This window comes from Flavisphingopyxis soli, from assembly GCF_007995095.1.
Taxonomy (GTDB): domain Bacteria; phylum Pseudomonadota; class Alphaproteobacteria; order Sphingomonadales; family Sphingomonadaceae; genus Flavisphingopyxis; species Flavisphingopyxis soli.
The window spans coordinates 148,723-165,206 of record NZ_VOPY01000003.1 but is presented as its reverse complement, the minus strand read 5'-3'; the positions used below and the strand labels follow the sequence as shown (position 1 = coordinate 165,206).

Here is a 16,484-nt window from a genome sequence, read left to right as displayed (position 1 = left end):
ACCGCGCATTTGGTTGCGAGCGAAACGATTGCAATTTGCACCAGTGTCAATAAGCTCGCCGCCATGAACGCCCCGGCCCAAGCTCGCTCCTCGTCCCATACCGACTATGTCGACGTCCTGATCGTCGGCGCCGGCCTGTCGGGAATCGGCGCGGCGGTCCATCTCGGCCGCGATTGCCCGCAAAAAAGCTACGCGATCTGGGAAGCGCGCGATGCGATCGGCGGGACGTGGGACCTGTTCCGCTATCCCGGCGTCCGCTCGGACAGCGACATGCACACGCTCGGTTACGCGTTTCGCCCGTGGGTCGGTGACAAGGCGATCGCCGACGGCCCGTCGATCCGCGACTATGTCCGTGCCACCGCGCGCGACCATGGCATCGACCAACGCATCGCCTTCGATCGCAAGGTCGTCGCCGCCGACTGGTCGAGCGCCGAGGCGCTGTGGACCGTCACCGCGCGCGATGGCGACGGCGGCGAACATCGCATCCGCGCCAATTTCCTCTTCATGTGCTCGGGCTATTACGATTACGAAAATCCGTATGACGCGGGCTTTGCCGGGCGCGCCGATTTCGCCGGTCCGGTCGTCCACCCGCAATTCTGGCCCGAGGATCTTAATTATACCGGCAAGCGCGTCGTCGTCATCGGATCGGGCGCAACCGCGGTCACGATCGTCCCCGAAATGGCCAAGACCGCCGCCAGGGTGACGATGCTGCAACGCTCGCCGACCTATGTCGTCAGCCGCCCCGGCGCCGACGCGATCGCCAACGGCTTGCGCAAGATCCTCCCGGCCCGCGCGGCCTACGCGCTGACACGGTGGAAGAACGTCACGCTCGGCCGCTTCTTCTTCCGCCGCGCGCGCGCCAAGCCTGCCAAGGTCAAGGCGACGCTCGTCAAATGGGTCGGCGAGGCAATCGGCCACGACACCGCCGCCGCACACTTCACCCCGACCTACAATCCGTGGGACCAGCGATTGTGCCTGATCCCCGACGGCGACCTGTTCGAAGCAATCAAGGCGGGCAAGGCCGACGTCGTCACCGACACGATCGAACATTTCGAGGCGGACGGCATTCGCTTGTCGTCGGGCGACCTGCTGCCCGCCGACATCATCGTCACCGCGACGGGCCTCAGGCTTCAGGTCGGCGGCGGCGCAGACTTTTCGCTCGACGGCGCGCCGATCGATTTCGCCAAGACCTTCAACTACAAGGGCGTGATGTTTTCAGGCGTGCCCAATTTCGCGATCACCTTCGGCTATACCAACGCCAGCTGGACGCTGAAGGCCGACCTCACGAGCGAATATATCGGCCGCCTGCTCAACTGTATGGACGCCAAGGGCGCGCGCGTCGCGACGCCGATCGCCAGCAGCGATATCAAGCCCGAAGCGATGCTCGACTTTTCGAGCGGCTACGTCACCCGCGCGCTCGATTACCTCCCCAAACAGGGTGACCGCATGCCGTGGAAGCTCAACCAGAACTATCCGCTCGACCGCAAGATCCTGCGCAAGGACCCGGTCGAAGACGGCGTCATCGCCTTCACTTCACCGAAAACGCCGGTCGAAAACGCGGCTTGAGCGCAGCGATCAGCGCCGCCGTCACGGGCAAATCGACTTCGTATGTTCCTTCGGCATAGGGCCCCGCTTCATAAGGCGGCACCATCACGGTGATGCGGTCGAAGCTGCGCCTGTTCGATGAACCGAACAGGATCGGATAGGGCGACGGGTCGATGCACTCGTTGAACATCGCGGTCTCGTCGCCGATCGGACCGCCACGCTTCTTGGTCCGCTGCGCATTGAGCGCCTTGCAAAACGGCGCCTTGATCGCCCCGTCGATGGCGGCTTTCGACTCGAACGCATCGGTCGGATCGATCGCCGCGCCCGCCGACTTGTCCCACAGCAGCGCGTCATAGACCGTCATGCCATGCGCGCCGCCGGTGAAGGTGTAGAGGCTCGCCGACAGGCTCAGCCAACCGGGGATGTCGGCAACCCGCTGCCATTCCTTCTGATAGTCATAGGCGCGATAGGGAAAATCGCCGGTCTGCGCTCCCTTGCGCGCGCTCGCGGTTTCGCGCTTGAGCTGGGCCAACGCGGTGTCGCGCTCGGCGTCGAGGCGTTTCGCAAGTGCCGGGATCGCCGCCGCCTCGGCGGGATAGCTGTAATCGAACGCGAAATCGTCGTTCGCAATCTTGACCGCGCTGGCGCCAGTCGCGGCGGGAGCAGGCGGCTCGGGCGCGACTGGCGTGGCCGACGCCCCCGCCTGCGCGTCGACTTCATTGCCCCCAACCCGCGCCGGCTCGGCATTGCACCCGGCCAGCAGAATGGCCAGCGACAGCGTGATTACGAACGGTCTCATCGCAAAAATCCTTTCAGGCCATGGTTCGCCATTAGACAAATCGGCGAGAATCCCTATCAGTTCCGAACATGACCGAATTCAACGAACTCGTTCGCCCCGACAAGGGCGAAGACGCGCACCTGATCCACATCGTCGATGAAAAGACCTATGACGGCTGGCTCAAGGATCAGCCGCCGCGCGTCCGCGCCGCGCTCGCCGCGCAGCAATTGCAGCCCAAGGGCTATGCCAACGCGATCCTGCCCGGCGAAAAGCACGATGACTGGGCGGTCGTCACCGTCGTTGCCAATGTCGACAGCCTGTCGAGCTGGTGCCTGGCCAAGCTGCCGACCGCGCTGCCCGCTGGCACCTATCGCCTCGCCAACGGCACGCCCGGACCGGCACCGTTCGGCTGGATGATCGCGCAACATCGCTTCGACCGCTACAAGAAACCCGACGACAAGGCCGATCTCGGCGCGCGCGTCCTGCTGACCTCAGAGCCCGGCAAGGTCGCCGGCATCGCCCGCGAGGCAAAGGCGACCGCGCTCGTCCGCGATCTTGTCAACACGCCCGCTGCCGACATGGGGCCAGCCGACCTAGAGGCGGTCGCCAGGCGCATCGCCAAGGCGCACGATGCCGATCTCACCGTCACCGCCGACAGCGATCTCGCCAAACACTATCCGATGATCCACGCGGTCGGTCGCGCGGCTGGCAAAAGGCACGCGCCCCGCCTCATCGAAATCGAATGGGGCAATCCCAAGCATCCGCGCGTCGCGATCGTCGGCAAGGGCGTGACCTTCGATTCGGGCGGGCTCGATATCAAGGGCGCGAGTGGCATGCGGCTGATGAAAAAGGACATGGGCGGCGCAGCTCATGCGCTCGCGCTCGCCGAGATGATTATCGAAGCACGCCTTCCCGTCCGGCTCCACATGCTTGTCGCGGCGGTCGAGAACGCGATCTCCGAAGATGCCTTCCGGCCGGGCGATATTCTGACGAGCCGCAAGGGGCTGACCGTCGAGATCGGGAATACCGACGCCGAGGGGCGGCTCGTGCTCGGCGATGCACTCACCCGCGCGAGCGAAGACAGTCCCGAGTTGATGATCGATTTCGCGACGCTGACCGGCGCCGCACGCGTCGCGCTCGGGCCCGACCTGCCCAATCTGTTCTGCGACGACGATACGCTCGCCAACGACCTGCTCGCCGGCGGAACCGATCACGACGATCCGTGCTGGCGGATGCCGCTTTGGGACGGTTATGCCGAGATGCTCTCGTCGGATATCGCCGACATCTCGAACGCGACAGAAGGCGGCTTCGCCGGCTCGGTAACCGCCGCGCTGTTCCTCAAGAAGTTCGTCGGCGAAGACATCGCCTGGGCGCATTTCGACACCTTCGCCTGGCAACCGGTGGCCAAGCCGGGACGCCCCAAGGGCGGCGCAGCGCTCGGCCTGCGTGCGGCATGGGCAATGCTCAACGCGCGCTATCCGCGCGACTAGGGCCGAGGCGGAAATCTCCCCAACGCCGATTGACCCGTGCAACCCAAAGCCAAGTCGCGCGTTACCCCCAGAACAGGCGATCCTATCGCGACTTGCCCAGCGCCCTATCGCGACTTGCCCAGCGCATTGTCTGCTGAACGACTGTTTTTTCGAAAGGGAGCATTTGTGGCTCACGATTGGCTTGAAAAATGGATGGGTACGCTGGTCGGGTATGTCCGCTCGGGCGATCCAGACCTGACCAACCGCCAGATGGCCATCCTCCTGCTCGTGGGGCAGACGCAGGGGCCGCATACCGTGCGCGGTCTCGCCTCGCGTCTCACCGTGTCGAAACCCGTCGTGACCCGCGCGCTCAACAAGCTCGCCTCACTGGGCTTCCTGCGCCGTCAGCGCGACGAAGCCGACAAGCGCAATATCTTCATCTCGGTGACCGAGCGTGGTGGGCGGTTCCTCGAGCGCTTCCAGGCACTGATCGAACGCAGCCAGCCCGATCCCGCGCCGCGCACCGGCGCGCTTGCCAATCGGTCGCCCGCGTCGGGACCGTTGCAGCAGGCATCGTCGTTCGAACGCCGCATCGCCTGAACCCCTGAGCAGGCCCCAAAGCCAGATTTAGTGGATGCGGCCGACGGTGTCGGTGTCGCCCAGCATGGCAATCACCCGCTCGACCTCGCGCCAGCGACAGAAATGGATGTGATTGCCCAGATCGCGGCTGCGCGCGGCACGCGCCGCGGCCTCGTAAGCGGCATGGTCGCCGAATGTTTCGATCAGCTCTGACGCGTCGTCGAACGCGCGCCGGTCATGGATCGCGGCAAAGGTCACGCCTTCAGGATTCATCGGTTCACCTTGCAGGAGGGGCAGCGGCACCCGAATAGCGTGGCGCGGTGACCAAGCCGTCTAGGGCCACGGTCAACGGCGCGTTAGGGATAATGCCGATCGATCTCGCCCGGCCAATGCCCCCCTTCCCACGGCGCCCGCGACCTGCCAGAACCGTGCTCATGATCGCATCGCCACCTCCCCCGCCCCGTCGCACCACGCCCAGCCCGATGGCAGGCGGCATCTTCATCGCCGTGCTTCCCATCGTCGGTGCCTGGATCGGCGGCGAAAAAGGCCAGCCGGTGATCGGCCTGCTTGCCGGCCTTGCGGCGGGTATCATCGCTGCGCTGGTCGTCTGGGCCGTCGATCGGCTGTCGCGCGATCGCGATTGAGCGCGCGAGTCTTCGGTTGCCAGCCGCGCATGCCCTCGCCACACTATGACGACACGATGCAGTAACGGGATTTTGACCCTATGAAAAAGCGCTGGCGCATCATTCTAGTCCTGGTCGTCCTTGGCCTGGTCCTGCTCGTCTGGTACCTGACGCGGCCGGATGTCGCGCGATTTACCACCGATCAACTGAGCGGGCGCGTACCCGCCGAGGCCGCGCTCAACGATCCACGGCCCGAGACTGTGCCGACGGTCAACATTGCCAAGATTTCGGGCTGGCCCGACGGCGAAAAGCCCGTTGCCGCGCCAGGCCTGACGGTAAGGCGCTTTGCCGACGACCTCGACCATCCGCGCTCGATGCTTGTCCTGCCCAATGGCGACGTGCTGGTTGCCGAAACCAACAAGGCGCCAAGTGACACCTCGGGCATCACCGGCTGGATCATGTCGCGGCTGATGGCCAAGGCAGGCGCCGGCGTGCCCAGCGCCAACCGTATCACACTGCTGCGCGACGTCGATGGCGACGGCGCCGCCGATCTCAAGCTCCCCTATATCACCGGGCTCAACTCGCCGTTCGGCATGGCGCTGGTCGGCGACACGCTCTACGTCGCCAATACCGACGCGATCCTCGCCTTCCCTTATGTCGCGGGAGAGACCAAGGTCACGGCCAAGGGCCGACGCGTCGTCGGGCTGCCCGCCAAGGCGCCCAATTACCACTGGACCAAGAACCTGCTCGCCAGCTCCGACGGGTCGAAACTCTACGTCACCGTCGGATCGAACAGCAACTATGGCGAAGGCGGCGTCGAGAATGAGAAATGCATCTGGGAAAAGGGCTTCCCGCCGGTCTTCTGCCGCGCTGCGGTGCTTGAGGTCGACGTCGCGACGGGCAAATGGCGGCCCTATGCCTCGGGCATGCGCAACCCCGTCGGCATCGCCTGGCTGCCCGGCACCGACAATATGTGGGTCGTCGTCAACGAACGCGATCAGCTTGGCTCCGATCTCGTCCCCGACTATCTCACCGACGTCGTCGAGGGCGATTTCTACGGCTGGCCCTGGTATTATTGGGGCGGCTATTTCGACAAGCGGATCAGCGACGAAGCGCCCTCGGACATGCGCCAGTACACCAAGCGCCCCGCTTACGGTCTCGGCAGCCACGTCGCGCCGCTCGGCCTGACCTTCGCGCAGGGCGCACGGCTCGGCGACAGATGGACCAACGGCGCCTTCATCGCGCTGCACGGTTCGTGGAACCGCGAACCCGCGGCGGGCTACAAGGTCGTGTTCGTCAAGTTCGGCGCCAACGGTCGCCCGGCCGAAGCCAAGCCCGTCGACGTCCTGACCGGTTTTCTCGGCGACAAGGGTGGCGAAGCCCATGGACGCCCGACCGACGTCAAGATCGCCAAGGACGGCAGCCTGCTCGTCACCGACGACGTCAGCAACATCGTCTGGCGCGTCAGCGCGGCAGCAGCGAAGTAAAATCGGCAAGTTTCGGCGCGGAGCTGGGCTGCAAAGCCTCTATTCAGCGAGCGCGTTTCCGACCTTGGACAAGTTGTCGCCCATCTCGTCGATCTGCGGCAGGCAGCGCTCACCGATCTCATCAATATGTTCGGCGACGAAGTTGATCAGCGTGGCATCGAACGTCTCGACGATATCGAGCTCGGGCTGGCGACCGATTGCGATCCCCAGGAAATAGGTCATCGCGAACTGAAGCCCGGTCGCCGCTTCGGCTTCTTCCATCTGGTCTGACTTTATCGCCGAATAAGCAGCGCACTCAAGCGCCTGACGTGCAGCAGGCGTCACCGATTGCTGGGCCTGGGCAGGCGTCACGCCCAATGCCACCGCTATTGTGGCGGCGATCGAAGCAGTTCGCAGCAGCATCGGCATCGCCTTACACCCGCATCGGCATCAGTACGTACAGCGCCGGGTTCTTGTCGCCTTCGCGGATCAGCGTCGGCGCGGCAGCATCGGCGAGATGCAGCTCGACCGTATCGCCCTCGATCTGCGCGAGGATATCGAGCAGGTAGCGCGCATTGAAACCGATCTCGATGCTGTCCGATGTGTATTCGCCGGGGACCTCTTCGGATGCCGTGCCGTTCTCGGGGCTGGTCACCGACAATGTCACCTTGCCATGGTCGACCGCCATCTTGACCGCGCGGGTCTTTTCCGACGCGATCGTGGCGACGCGATCGACGCCTTCCATGAACGCCTTGGGATCGATCTTGAGCAGCTTGTCGTTGCCCGTCGGGATGACGCGATTGTAATCGGGGAAGGTCCCGTCGATCAGCTTCGACGTCAGGATCGCATGGCCCAGCGTGAAGCGAATCTTCGATGCCGACAGGCTCACCTCGACATTGCCGTCGCTCTCGTCGAGCAACTTCCTGAGTTCGGCGACGCATTTGCGCGGCACGATGACGTCGGGCATGCCCTCGGCGCCATCGGGGCGCGGGACGGTGACGCGCGCCAGCCGGTGACCGTCGGTTGCCGCTGCCTTGAGCACCGGACCGGCGCTGTCGTCATCGGCGACGTGGAGGAAGATACCGTTGAGGTAATAGCGCGTTTCCTCGGTCGAGATCGCGAACTTGGTCCGGTCGATGATCTGCACCAGCGTCTGCGCGGGCAGTTCGAAATTGGTGCCGAGGTCGCCCTCGGCAATGACCGGGAAATCGTCGCGCGGCAGCGTCGGCAGGTTGAACCGCGACTGGCCCGACTGGACCAGCATCTTGCTATCGGCGGCCGACAGCAGGACCTGCGAGCCTTCCTTCAGCTTGCGTGCGATTTCGAACAACAGGTGCGCCGACACCGTGATCGTGCCCGGCGTTTCGACCTGCGCGGCGATCGTTTCGACGACCTGCAAATCGAGATCGGTCGCCATCAGCTTGATCGACCCGTCGGCATGCGCTTCGATCAGGACGTTCGACAGGATCGGAATGGTATTGCGCCGCTCGACCACCGACTGGACATGGCCCAGGCTCTTCAGCAGTGTCGCACGCTCGATTGTCGCTTTCATAGACCCCATTCGCTCCCTCTTCGAACCTACTGCCGGTCGCTGCGCCGGTCCTCTTGCGAAGACCGGGAATCGCCAAGAAAATGCGCCGGAAATTCCCCTCCTTCCTTAACGAGAATCTCGGGTGCCGCAAGCGCGAGCGACTCCCTTCGCGGCGCGCCCGCTTGCCAAAGCACGCCATTTGCGCGAATCACCGCGCCATCGTGCCGATCCGTACCCTCCTCCTTGGCCTCAGCCTGTCACTCGTCGTCGTCCCCGTCGCCGCGGCGGAATCGCTCGGCATCTTCGACGGCTGGGGCGCGTTTCGCGATTCCGCCAAGGTTTCGCGCTGCTATGCGATCGCGCGTGCCGACGGCCAGCGCGGCAAGGCCGAGCCAGCTTATGCCAGCATCGGCTATTGGCCCGGCTCGCGCATTCGCGGCCAGTTCTACGCCCGGCTCGGCCGCGCCGCCGCGCCCGGTCGCGACATCGTCATCGGCATCGGCGCCGCGCGCTTCGCGCTGGTCGGCGAGGGGCGCAACGCCTGGGCACGCGACGCGCGCACAGACGCCGCGATCATCGCCGCAATCCGCTCGGCGAGCACGATGACGATCCGCACCAGCGACACGCGCGGCAACCGTTTCAGCGATCGCTATGCGCTCAAGGGCGCCGCCACCGCGATCGATGCCGCCGCTCTGGGTTGCGCCCGCGCACGCTGATCCGAACGCACGGGGTGACGGATCGCTCGGGCGCGCCTATATGCGCACCATCATGCAGATTCCCGGCCATATCGACCCGGTGCCCGTTCCGCGCACCGTAACCCCGCGCGAGGACGGTCGTATCGACCTGCTCGGCCTGTCGCGCGCACAGATCCAGTCGGTGCTCGCCGAAGCCGGGCTTGAGCCCAAACAGGCGAAGCTGCGCGCCAAGCAGCTGTTCCACTGGACCTATCATCGCGGCCTGACCGATTTCGATGCGATGACCGACATGGCCAAGACGATGCGCCCGTGGCTCGCGACACGCTTCGTCATCGGCCGTCCCGAGGTCGTCGAGGCGCAGGTCAGCGAAGACGGCACGCGCAAATGGCTCCTCCGCTCGGCCGACGCGCAGGATTACGAGATGGTCTTCATCCCCGACGAAAGCCGCGGCACGCTGTGCGTGTCGAGCCAGGTCGGCTGCACGCTCAACTGCACCTTCTGCCACACCGGCACGATGCGCCTCGTCCGCAACCTGACCCCGGGCGAAATCGTCGGCCAGGTGATGCTCGCGCGCGACGCGCTCGGCGAATGGCCCAAGGGCAACATGGCCGGCCTCGGCAGCGATCCCGAAGACGATCTCGCCCCCGATGACGACGACGAGGACGATCAGCCGGTCGCCGAGTATAATTCCGAATACGGCACCGGCGCGCGCATGCTGACCAACATCGTCATGATGGGCATGGGCGAACCGCTCTACAATTTCGACAATGTCCGCGACGCGCTCAGGATCGTCATGCACGGCGACGGGCTCGCGCTGTCAAAGCGCCGCATCACGCTCTCGACCAGCGGCGTCGTCCCGATGATGGCGCGCTGCGCCGAGGAGATCGGCGTCAACCTCGCAGTATCGCTCCACGCGGTGACCAAGGAGGTCCGCGACGAGATCGTCCCGATCAACCGCAAATACGGCATCGAGGAGTTGTTGCAGGCGTGCGCAGACTATCCGCGCGCCAACAACGCCCGGCGGATCACCTTCGAATATGTCATGCTCAGGGACAAGAACGACAGCGACGCCGACGCGCACGAGCTTGTTCGGCTGATCAACCACTATCGCCTGCCCGCCAAGGTCAACCTGATCCCGTTCAACCCGTGGCCCGGCGCGCCGTACGAATGCTCGTCGCCGGCCCGCATTCGCGCGTTCAGCAAGATCGTCTTCGACGCCGGCATCTCGGCCCCGATCCGCACGCCGCGCGGCCGCGACATCGACGCCGCCTGCGGCCAGCTCAAGACCGCCGCGGTCAAACTGACCCGCGCGGAGAGAGATCGGGCCGAGGCAGAGGAAGCCACAACGCTTGGTTGATATCGCGACGCTCGCGCTGGCGGCAGGTGCAGGCCTGATCGGCGGCGCGATGAATGCGCTTGCGGGCGGCGGGACCTTTGCCACGCTCCCCGCGCTGATCGCGATCGGCCTACCCGCCAATGTCGCCAATGCGACGAGCAATTTCGCGCTGCTCCCCGGCGCGGCGACAAGCGCCTACGGATTTCGCGATGAACTCGGCCCGGTCGGCGGCATCGATATCCGCTGGCTCGGCGCGATCACCTTCGCTGCGGCGCTGATCGGCAGCACATTGCTCGTCCTGACGCCGAGCGCCGCGTTCGACCGCATCATTCCGTGGCTGCTGCTGTTCGCGCTGGTCGTCATGGCGTTCGGCCGCAGCGCGAGCGACCATCTCCACAGCCGCGTCACGATCGGACGCCGCACGCTGTTCGTCACCCAGGGCCTGCTCGGCATCTATGGCGGCTATTTCGGCGGTGGTGTCGGGCTGATGATGACCGCGCTTTACGGCCTGCTCGCCAATGTTACGCCGCGCAGGCTGTTCGCGCCGCGCACGCTGATGCTCGCGATCGCCAACAGCGCGGCGGCCTTCGTCTTCGTCGCAACGGGCCTCATCTCATGGGCCGCGTGCCTGCCGATGCTCGCAGGCGCGGTCGCCGGCGGCTGGGTCGGCGTGCGGATCGGCAAGCGGCTCCCGCCACTCGGCGTACGGATCTGGACGCTCGCCGTCACCGCGGCGACCACAATCGTCTTTTTCCTCCGCGCTTACGGCTGAGCGCGACGCCGCCGCTCGATGTCATAGATCGACACGGCCAGCAGGAAGGTCAGGCACAGCATCGCGAATTCGCCGCCGTCCTCGATGAAGGTCTCGATCTCGCGTAGTGCCGGCGTGTGATAGCCCCACACCACCATCAGGTCGACAATCACGCCGAAGAACGCGGTGGACAGGACGCCCGCGGCGAGGATCAGCGAATAGATCGCGGGTCGCAGCTGCGCCTTGCGCAGGCTCAATCCCAGTGTGACGAGCCAGACGAAGCCGACGCCGGCGAACAGCGCCGCCTCGCCGATATCGTTGGGCCTCACCGGCAATGACCAGTCGGCAAAGGCATTGCCTACGGCATAGCCGAATTGCTCATGGATCTGGAGGCTGTTGTCGAGCGTCAGATAGACGAACAGCGCCGCATTGGCGAGGTAGACGCCCACCCGATCGCGCCGCCACATCACGAACAGCAGCACCGCGACCGCGGTCGTCATCGAATATTCGAGCCATTCGCCAAAACCGCCGTCGGTTGCGAAAAAGAACTGGCGTGGCAGCGGCGCGTTGGTCAGCTCGCCATAATGCGCCGCGACGCACAGACCGGTCAGGAGGCCGGCATAGGGGAACAGGAACATCGCCGCGCGGCGCCACGCGGGCGACGCCCATATCTCGCCGACGACGGTCCAGAATTCGGCCCACAAAGCTTTCGTCCCGTACAACATCGCGTAATGCCCTTCCCACTATGAGCGCATAATTTACTGCGTTCCTGCAGAGCTGTCGCGCAACAAGATGCTTAACGCCGCACCCTCCCGGCGATCATCCCGCGACGGGACAAATCGCCGGTAAAATGTTGCATTGCCCCGACCGCCGCATTTCATCGCCTGATCGGAATGAGGCTTGGCGGCCTGGTCCGCTACGCATAGCTGACCACCTCGAATTCGATCCCGTCGGCGTCGATGAAATAGAACCGCCGGCCCGGGTCGTAATCGCCATGGTTGACGGGCACGAACCCCGCGGCGATCACCTTGGCTTCGACGGCGTCGAGATCGTCGACCTCGATGCCGATATGCTGGAGCGGCTCGCCCTTGGGATAGCGCACGCCATTATGTTGGCCGTCGGGCCCGGTGTAGAGCGCGATATAATCGCTCTTGCTGCCGACATGGACGGTATGGCCGCCCGCCATTGCCGGCCCCTGCCAGCGCACCTGCCAGCCGAAGATTTCGCTCAGGCTGCGCGCCGAGGCGGCGGGATCGGAGACGCTGATGTTGACGTGTTCGATACGCATGACTTCGCCTCCCGTTACGATTTGAAACTGAGCATGGTGGCGAGCGCTTCGCCAAAGCCGATGATCGAGCGCTGGCGTGCGTCATCGCTCGCGTCCTTTCGCGGTCGTGGCAGCTCGGCGTCGGAGTCGTTCGAAATTCTGGTCGGTGGCTTGGTCATCATCGTGTCCTTCCGTTGGATCGCGTCGTCACTTGCGACGGTCGGACAATCTGATACAACCTCAAGCTAAGTTGAGGTCAAGCTATTGCGTGACGGGAAAATTCGATGAGAGCAAGCGACGTACTGACGATCGGGCAACTTGCGGCGCGGACCGGCCTGTCGGTGTCGGCCATCCGGTTCTACGAGGAAAAGGGCCTCGTTCACCCGATCCGGAATGCGGGCAATCAGCGCCGCTTCCTGCGCGCCGATCTTCGCCGCCTGTCATTCGTGCTGATCGCGCAGCAGCTTGGTTTTACCGTGCGCGAAATCGCCGAAGAACTAGCGGCGCTGCCCAAGGACCGCGCACCGAGCCTGGCCGACTGGCAGCGCAGCAGCACCAGGTTCCTCGCCGAAGTCGATCGGCGGATCGCGTCGCTGCAGCGGCTGCGTAATAATCTGAATGGCTGTATCGGGTGCGGCTGTCTCAGCCTCGACAAGTGCGCGCTGTACAATCCGCAAGACACCGCGGCCGAGCTGGGACCCGGGCCGCGCGTTCTCAAATCTGTCGAATTGGCTTAGGCGGCGATCAGCAGGCGAAGCTGATCGTGAAGCTCGAACCCAGTCCCTCGCCATCGACGCGCAGCTTGGTACCGCAATCCGCGTCACCGGTGCGCGTGTCCTTGCCGACGCCCGTCACCGGGAAACCCATCGCATCGAGCGTGCCGACGACCTGGCCCGGTGCATCGGCAAAGTGCAGGACATAGGATCCCACGCCGCTCTGCGGCATGCCGTTGAGGCTGAACCCCGTCATGCGAAGGCCATGCCAGTCGCCGCTGATCGGGACGTCGTTGGCGACCCAGCCGTTACCCGCGGCGGTGGTCGAAACCTTGGTCAGGCCGATGCCGGGGACGGCGAGCTGCGTCGATGCCTTGGTCCAGACCGAGCTGAAGATGCGGTCGCTGGCTTCCGACAGCCACGGGTCCGACGGGTTGTCGAACGCGATGACAGTGTCGAGCGCGACGCTGGCGCGCGCTTCGGCAATGGCGGGCTGGACCGCAGTCGCGACGAGCGCGACGGCGGCAAGGGCATGAAGGGCGTGTGACTTGGTCATGCCGGTTCAATGCACGACGGCGGGCCAAGTTCCCGCAACCCATCGAATTGTCGGTTAGAATCCGATCGTCGCCGACACCACGACGCTGGGGTCATAGAGCCGGTCGACCGCCTTGACCCCCGTCTGGGCGAGGCTGGTGTCGACATATTTCGCGCCGAGCGTCAGCGGGCCGAGGACATAATCGGCGCCGACCGACCAGTCGGTGTAGCTGCCCGCGCCGGGGGCCAGCGATCCCTCGCTGCGGCCGAACTTGGCGTTGATCGTCAGCGGCGTCATCGGCACGCCGGCGCTCGCCTGGCCATAGAGATAGAGGTTGTCGCCGCCGATGCTGTCCTGCTTGGGCGCATAGGCCGCGCCGACCTTCGCCTGGACGGGGCCGAGCGTGTACGACAGCGCCGCATAGGGTTCGACATAGGAGCCGAGATCGCCGAGCCCGTCGATGCTGTGCGGCGCGCCATTGCCGTTGAAGGTAAAATACGTCGCCCCGACATCGATGTTCACGCCCGACGCGATGGCGCCGTTATAGCCCGCGATCAGGTCGATCTCGATATCGCCCGCGCCCTGGTCGCTGCCACCGAGCGTCGATCCGAACACCCCGCCGTACAGGCCGCCCGGTAGCTCGACATAGGCCTGTCCCTGGATCACCGGGTCGCCTTCAGACCGCGACAGGCCGCGATAGCGATAGTCGCTCGCGGCGGTCGCACTGGCCGAAAGTGTGACACCGTTGCCCGGCCCGTAGGTGGGGCCTTCGTCCTGCGCAAAAGCGGGTGAAGCGACGGTGAGCGTGGCGATCAGCATCGCCGCCTGGATCATTCTGGTCATAATCGCGCTCATTGCTGCCGGTTCGCGCGCTTGGCAAGCACCGATACGCCGACCCGTTGCACGCCCGCCTTGGGTAACGGCCCGTTAACCATCATGGGCTACACACGATCGTCATGAGCCATGCCGCCCACATTTCGAGCGAAACGAGCGCGCCAGCCGCGTTCGACCTGTTGCTCGGCCTTGCCGGCCCGGTCGAACTTGCCGCCAAATTCGCCGGCCGCTCGACCGACGATACCGGGCTCGAAGCGCTCGCGATGCGCGTTGTCGAAACCGGGCGCGAACAGGATGAGGCGGTTGCCGAACGCATCCGCGATCTCGTCTCGATTACCCAGGCGGGGCTTGAAATGGTGTCCAAGCTGTGCCGCGCCGACGCGCCGCCCGCGATGGTCCGCGCCGCAGGCAATGCGCTGGTCGACGAACTTGCCGACAGCATCGCGGTGATCGCTCGCCGGATCGCCTGACGCATTTCGGCGCTGGCACGTTGCCAGCCGCCCCCTAACACCCCTATATTCATGCCTCTGTCATGCGGACCGCTTAGAACGGCCGCAAACAAGGCGATTATCTATGTCCATCCGCCCCTGGCGCGATATCGAACGGCGCGTCTCGCGCCAGATCATGGTCGGCAACGTTCCCGTCGGCGGCGATGCGCCGATCAGCGTCCAGACGATGACTAACACCCCGACCAGCGACGCCAAGGCGACGATCGAACAGATCCGCCGCTGCGAAGAGGCGGGCGCCGACATCATCCGCGTATCGTGCCCCGACCAGGACAGCACGGCCGCGCTCAAACAGATCGTCCGCGCCGCGCGCGTGCCGATCGTCGCCGACATCCATTTCCATTACAAGCGCGCGCTCGAGGCCGCCGATGCCGGCGCCGCGTGCCTGCGCATCAATCCGGGCAATATCGGCAGCGACGAACGCGTCCGCGAGGTCGTCAACGCGGCCAAGGCGAACGGCTGCGCGATCCGTATCGGCGTCAACGCCGGCAGCCTCGAGCGCGACCTGCTCGAAAAATACGGCGAGCCCTGCCCCGAGGCGCTGGTCGAAAGCGCGCTCGACCATATCCGACTTTTGGAAGACCACGACTTTCGCGAATACAAGGTCGCGGTCAAAGCCAGCGACCTGTTCCTCGCGGTCGCCGCCTATCACCAGCTCGCATCGGCGGTCGACTGCCCGCTGCATCTTGGCATTACCGAGGCGGGCGGGCTGATCGGCGGCACGGTCAAATCCTCGATCGGCATCGGCTCGCTGATCTGGGCGGGGATCGGCGACACGATCCGCGTCAGCCTCTCGGCCGAACCCGAGGAAGAGGTCCGCGTCGGCTACGAGATCCTGAAATCGATGGGCGTTCGCACCCGCGGCGTCCGCGTCGTCAGCTGCCCCAGCTGCGCGCGCCAGGGCTTCGACGTCATCCGCACCGTGCAGAAGCTCGAGGAACGCCTCGCGCACATTTCGACGCCGCTCTCGCTCTCGGTCCTCGGCTGCGTCGTCAACGGCCCCGGCGAGGCGCGCGAGACCGATATCGGCATCACCGGCGGCGGCGCGGGCAAGCACATGGTCTATCTCTCGGGCGTCACCGACCACCACGTTGCCGACAGCGACATGGTCGATCACATCGTCCGCCTCGTCGAGGCCAAGGCGGCCGAGATCGAAGCGGGCACGAGCACCAGCGCCGACACGCGCGCCCACGCCGCGGCGTGAGCCTCCGACCCTTTCGATGGCAGCCATGAAAGCCGCGCAATGACCCCGATCCCCTTCATCGCTGTTGTCGCGCTGCTCACCGCCGGCGGGCTCGAGGAATATGGCCTGCCCGCGGTAGCGCCTGTTGCCGCAGACGCGCCGGTCGCGGCGGTCGCAGCGCCCGAGGCGCGGCCCTATGACGAGACCGCCGACGCAAGCGAAGCTGTCGCCGCCGCGATGACGCGCGCCGCACTCGCCGACAAGCGCGTCGTCGTCGTGATGGGCGCCAACTGGTGCCACGACAGCCGCGCGCTCGCCGGCTGGTTCGCCACCCCGCGCTTCGCCGAGATGCTCGATTCCCGATACGAGGTCGTTTTCGTCGATGCCGGCCATCCCGCCACCGGCGACCTCCACAATGCCGCGATCGCGCGGCGTTTCGGCCTCAAGACCCTCAAGGGCACGCCGACCGTGTTCGTCGCCGCCCCCGACGGCACGCGGCTCAACAGCAAGAAGGACGCGTCGAGCTGGCGCAACGCCGCGAGCCGCGACGAAGACGCCATCTTCGCCTATTTCGACAGCTTCGGCGCCTGATCGGGCGAACACGCGGTCGTTTCGTCGAGAGCCCTGACACCGATGCCAAGCTTGCCAACGGTCGGATGGTTGCGCCCATACG

Annotated in this window: 21 protein-coding genes; 12 read left to right on the top strand and 9 right to left on the bottom strand. The window is 65.4% G+C overall.

Annotation, left to right across the window (positions count from 1 at the left end; translation table 11 throughout):
- Positions 1 to 63 precede the first annotated feature (63 nt).
- A complete protein-coding gene (locus FSZ31_RS11135; RefSeq protein ID WP_147123453.1) occupies positions 64 to 1,566 on the top strand; it encodes a flavin-containing monooxygenase in 1,503 nt (500 codons plus the stop codon).
- On the opposite strand, the gene FSZ31_RS11130 is transcribed toward FSZ31_RS11135, so the two are convergent.
- Entirely contained in the window at positions 1,529 to 2,344 is an 816-nt protein-coding gene (locus tag FSZ31_RS11130) for a PdaC/SigV domain-containing protein (RefSeq protein WP_147123451.1), read from the bottom strand. The two genes, FSZ31_RS11135 and FSZ31_RS11130, sit on opposite strands and share 38 nt — an antisense overlap.
- A 68-nt stretch (positions 2,345 to 2,412) precedes the next feature.
- Between FSZ31_RS11130 and FSZ31_RS11125 the strand changes: the two genes are divergently transcribed.
- Complete coding sequence (locus FSZ31_RS11125; protein WP_147123450.1) at positions 2,413 to 3,813, top strand: leucyl aminopeptidase family protein; 1,401 nt, start codon at positions 2,413 to 2,415, stop codon at positions 3,811 to 3,813.
- Between the two features lie 192 nt (positions 3,814 to 4,005).
- Entirely contained in the window at positions 4,006 to 4,392 is a 387-nt protein-coding gene (locus tag FSZ31_RS11120) for a MarR family transcriptional regulator (protein ID WP_147123641.1), read from the top strand.
- Between the two features lie 27 nt (positions 4,393 to 4,419).
- Here the strand turns inward: FSZ31_RS11120 and FSZ31_RS11115 are convergent, their stop codons facing one another.
- On the bottom strand, positions 4,420 to 4,644 hold the full coding sequence (locus FSZ31_RS11115) for a hypothetical protein (RefSeq protein ID WP_147123449.1): 225 nt from the start codon (positions 4,642 to 4,644) through the stop codon (positions 4,420 to 4,422).
- 161 nt (positions 4,645 to 4,805) lie between these two features.
- Between FSZ31_RS11115 and FSZ31_RS11110 the strand changes: the two genes are divergently transcribed.
- Both FSZ31_RS11110 and FSZ31_RS11105 read left to right on the top strand, forming a co-directional pair.
- Positions 4,806 to 5,015 carry a hypothetical protein gene (locus FSZ31_RS11110; protein ID WP_147123448.1) on the top strand — a complete coding sequence of 70 codons (210 nt, stop codon included), beginning with the start codon at positions 4,806 to 4,808 and terminating at the stop codon, positions 5,013 to 5,015.
- 80 nt (positions 5,016 to 5,095) lie between these two features.
- Positions 5,096 to 6,481, top strand: coding sequence for a PQQ-dependent sugar dehydrogenase (locus FSZ31_RS11105; protein WP_147123447.1), 1,386 nt, complete (start codon positions 5,096 to 5,098; stop codon positions 6,479 to 6,481).
- 39 nt (positions 6,482 to 6,520) lie between these two features.
- Here FSZ31_RS11105 and FSZ31_RS11100 read toward each other — a convergent pair whose 3' ends face one another.
- Both FSZ31_RS11100 and dnaN read right to left on the bottom strand, forming a co-directional pair.
- On the bottom strand, positions 6,521 to 6,889 hold the full coding sequence (locus FSZ31_RS11100; protein ID WP_147123446.1) for a hypothetical protein: 369 nt from the start codon (positions 6,887 to 6,889) through the stop codon (positions 6,521 to 6,523).
- A 4-nt stretch (positions 6,890 to 6,893) separates the two neighbouring features.
- Positions 6,894 to 8,012 carry a DNA polymerase III subunit beta gene (dnaN, locus tag FSZ31_RS11095; protein ID WP_147123445.1) on the bottom strand — a complete coding sequence of 373 codons (1,119 nt, stop codon included), beginning with the start codon at positions 8,010 to 8,012 and terminating at the stop codon, positions 6,894 to 6,896.
- Positions 8,013 to 8,212: 200 nt separating this feature from the next.
- Between dnaN and FSZ31_RS11090 the strand changes: the two genes are divergently transcribed.
- From FSZ31_RS11090 to FSZ31_RS11080, 3 genes are read left to right on the top strand one after another with little or no spacing between them, the layout of a single operon-like run.
- Complete coding sequence (locus FSZ31_RS11090) at positions 8,213 to 8,707, top strand: invasion associated locus B family protein (RefSeq protein WP_328592398.1); 495 nt, start codon at positions 8,213 to 8,215, stop codon at positions 8,705 to 8,707.
- Positions 8,708 to 8,747: 40 nt separating this feature from the next.
- The gene (rlmN, locus tag FSZ31_RS11085) at positions 8,748 to 10,043 is read left to right on the top strand and encodes a 23S rRNA (adenine(2503)-C(2))-methyltransferase RlmN (protein WP_147123444.1); all 1,296 of its coding nucleotides are present in this window, start codon (positions 8,748 to 8,750) and stop codon (positions 10,041 to 10,043) included.
- The gene (locus FSZ31_RS11080) at positions 10,036 to 10,794 is read left to right on the top strand and encodes a sulfite exporter TauE/SafE family protein (protein ID WP_147123443.1); all 759 of its coding nucleotides are present in this window, start codon (positions 10,036 to 10,038) and stop codon (positions 10,792 to 10,794) included. The genes rlmN and FSZ31_RS11080 overlap by 8 nt, the downstream gene beginning before the upstream one ends.
- Here FSZ31_RS11080 and FSZ31_RS11075 read toward each other — a convergent pair.
- The 3 genes from FSZ31_RS11075 to FSZ31_RS12855 all read right to left on the bottom strand — a co-directional run bounded on the left by FSZ31_RS11075 (position 10,785) and on the right by FSZ31_RS12855 (position 12,219).
- Positions 10,785 to 11,498, bottom strand: coding sequence for a hypothetical protein (locus FSZ31_RS11075; protein ID WP_147123442.1), 714 nt, complete (start codon positions 11,496 to 11,498; stop codon positions 10,785 to 10,787). The genes FSZ31_RS11080 and FSZ31_RS11075 overlap by 10 nt on opposite strands.
- A 191-nt stretch (positions 11,499 to 11,689) precedes the next feature.
- Positions 11,690 to 12,061: a VOC family protein gene (locus FSZ31_RS11070; protein WP_147123441.1), complete on the bottom strand. Its 372-nt coding sequence runs from the start codon at positions 12,059 to 12,061 to the stop codon at positions 11,690 to 11,692.
- Positions 12,062 to 12,075: 14 nt separating this feature from the next.
- Positions 12,076 to 12,219, bottom strand: a complete 144-nt coding sequence (locus FSZ31_RS12855) for a hypothetical protein (protein ID WP_161596014.1) — start codon at positions 12,217 to 12,219, stop codon at positions 12,076 to 12,078.
- A 105-nt stretch (positions 12,220 to 12,324) separates the two neighbouring features.
- On the opposite strand from FSZ31_RS12855, the gene soxR reads away from it, so the two are divergent.
- Positions 12,325 to 12,777, top strand: a complete 453-nt coding sequence (gene soxR / locus FSZ31_RS11065) for a redox-sensitive transcriptional activator SoxR (RefSeq protein ID WP_147123440.1) — start codon at positions 12,325 to 12,327, stop codon at positions 12,775 to 12,777.
- A 7-nt stretch (positions 12,778 to 12,784) separates the two neighbouring features.
- On the opposite strand, the gene FSZ31_RS11060 is transcribed toward soxR, so the two are convergent.
- Both FSZ31_RS11060 and FSZ31_RS11055 read right to left on the bottom strand, forming a co-directional pair.
- Positions 12,785 to 13,309 (bottom strand): hypothetical protein, encoded by a 525-nt coding sequence (locus FSZ31_RS11060; RefSeq protein ID WP_147123439.1) that lies wholly within the window; start codon positions 13,307 to 13,309, stop codon positions 12,785 to 12,787.
- Positions 13,310 to 13,363: 54 nt separating this feature from the next.
- On the bottom strand, positions 13,364 to 14,131 hold the full coding sequence (locus FSZ31_RS11055) for a TorF family putative porin (RefSeq protein WP_161596013.1): 768 nt from the start codon (positions 14,129 to 14,131) through the stop codon (positions 13,364 to 13,366).
- Positions 14,132 to 14,244: 113 nt separating this feature from the next.
- Here FSZ31_RS11055 and FSZ31_RS11050 point away from each other — a divergent pair, with 113 nt between their 5' ends.
- The 3 genes from FSZ31_RS11050 (at position 14,245) to FSZ31_RS11040 (ending at position 16,402) form a co-directional block, all read left to right on the top strand.
- Entirely contained in the window at positions 14,245 to 14,592 is a 348-nt protein-coding gene (locus tag FSZ31_RS11050; protein WP_147123437.1) for a hypothetical protein, read from the top strand.
- A gap of 103 nt (positions 14,593 to 14,695) precedes the next feature.
- The gene (ispG, locus tag FSZ31_RS11045) at positions 14,696 to 15,832 is read left to right on the top strand and encodes a flavodoxin-dependent (E)-4-hydroxy-3-methylbut-2-enyl-diphosphate synthase (RefSeq protein WP_147123436.1); all 1,137 of its coding nucleotides are present in this window, start codon (positions 14,696 to 14,698) and stop codon (positions 15,830 to 15,832) included.
- A gap of 39 nt (positions 15,833 to 15,871) precedes the next feature.
- Positions 15,872 to 16,402 (top strand): thioredoxin family protein, encoded by a 531-nt coding sequence (locus tag FSZ31_RS11040; protein WP_147123435.1) that lies wholly within the window; start codon positions 15,872 to 15,874, stop codon positions 16,400 to 16,402.
- Positions 16,403 to 16,484 lie beyond the last annotated feature (82 nt).

What these genes read in the sequence shown, in the direction of transcription:
- FSZ31_RS11120 (WP_147123641.1), top strand. Translation starts at nt 4,006, where the DNA reads ATGGGTACGCTGGTCGGGTATGTCCGCTCGGGCGATCCAGACCTGACC.
- FSZ31_RS11115 (WP_147123449.1), bottom strand. Translation starts at nt 4,644, where the DNA reads ATGAATCCTGAAGGCGTGACCTTTGCCGCGATCCATGACCGGCGCGCG.
- FSZ31_RS11110 (WP_147123448.1), top strand. Translation starts at nt 4,806, where the DNA reads ATGATCGCATCGCCACCTCCCCCGCCCCGTCGCACCACGCCCAGCCCG.
- FSZ31_RS11135 (WP_147123453.1), top strand. Translation starts at nt 64, where the DNA reads ATGAACGCCCCGGCCCAAGCTCGCTCCTCGTCCCATACCGACTATGTC.
- FSZ31_RS11125 (WP_147123450.1), top strand. Translation starts at nt 2,413, where the DNA reads ATGACCGAATTCAACGAACTCGTTCGCCCCGACAAGGGCGAAGACGCG.
- FSZ31_RS11055 (WP_161596013.1), bottom strand. Translation starts at nt 14,131, where the DNA reads ATGACCAGAATGATCCAGGCGGCGATGCTGATCGCCACGCTCACCGTC.
- soxR (WP_147123440.1), top strand. Translation starts at nt 12,325, where the DNA reads ATGAGAGCAAGCGACGTACTGACGATCGGGCAACTTGCGGCGCGGACC.
- FSZ31_RS11040 (WP_147123435.1), top strand. Translation starts at nt 15,872, where the DNA reads ATGACCCCGATCCCCTTCATCGCTGTTGTCGCGCTGCTCACCGCCGGC.
- FSZ31_RS11070 (WP_147123441.1), bottom strand. Translation starts at nt 12,061, where the DNA reads ATGCGTATCGAACACGTCAACATCAGCGTCTCCGATCCCGCCGCCTCG.
- rlmN (WP_147123444.1), top strand. Translation starts at nt 8,748, where the DNA reads ATGCGCACCATCATGCAGATTCCCGGCCATATCGACCCGGTGCCCGTT.
- FSZ31_RS11100 (WP_147123446.1), bottom strand. Translation starts at nt 6,889, where the DNA reads ATGCCGATGCTGCTGCGAACTGCTTCGATCGCCGCCACAATAGCGGTG.
- FSZ31_RS12855 (WP_161596014.1), bottom strand. Translation starts at nt 12,219, where the DNA reads ATGACCAAGCCACCGACCAGAATTTCGAACGACTCCGACGCCGAGCTG.
- FSZ31_RS11130 (WP_147123451.1), bottom strand. Translation starts at nt 2,344, where the DNA reads ATGAGACCGTTCGTAATCACGCTGTCGCTGGCCATTCTGCTGGCCGGG.
- FSZ31_RS11050 (WP_147123437.1), top strand. Translation starts at nt 14,245, where the DNA reads ATGAGCCATGCCGCCCACATTTCGAGCGAAACGAGCGCGCCAGCCGCG.
- dnaN (WP_147123445.1), bottom strand. Translation starts at nt 8,012, where the DNA reads ATGAAAGCGACAATCGAGCGTGCGACACTGCTGAAGAGCCTGGGCCAT.
- FSZ31_RS11105 (WP_147123447.1), top strand. Translation starts at nt 5,096, where the DNA reads ATGAAAAAGCGCTGGCGCATCATTCTAGTCCTGGTCGTCCTTGGCCTG.
- FSZ31_RS11075 (WP_147123442.1), bottom strand. Translation starts at nt 11,498, where the DNA reads ATGTTGTACGGGACGAAAGCTTTGTGGGCCGAATTCTGGACCGTCGTC.
- FSZ31_RS11060 (WP_147123439.1), bottom strand. Translation starts at nt 13,309, where the DNA reads ATGACCAAGTCACACGCCCTTCATGCCCTTGCCGCCGTCGCGCTCGTC.
- ispG (WP_147123436.1), top strand. Translation starts at nt 14,696, where the DNA reads ATGTCCATCCGCCCCTGGCGCGATATCGAACGGCGCGTCTCGCGCCAG.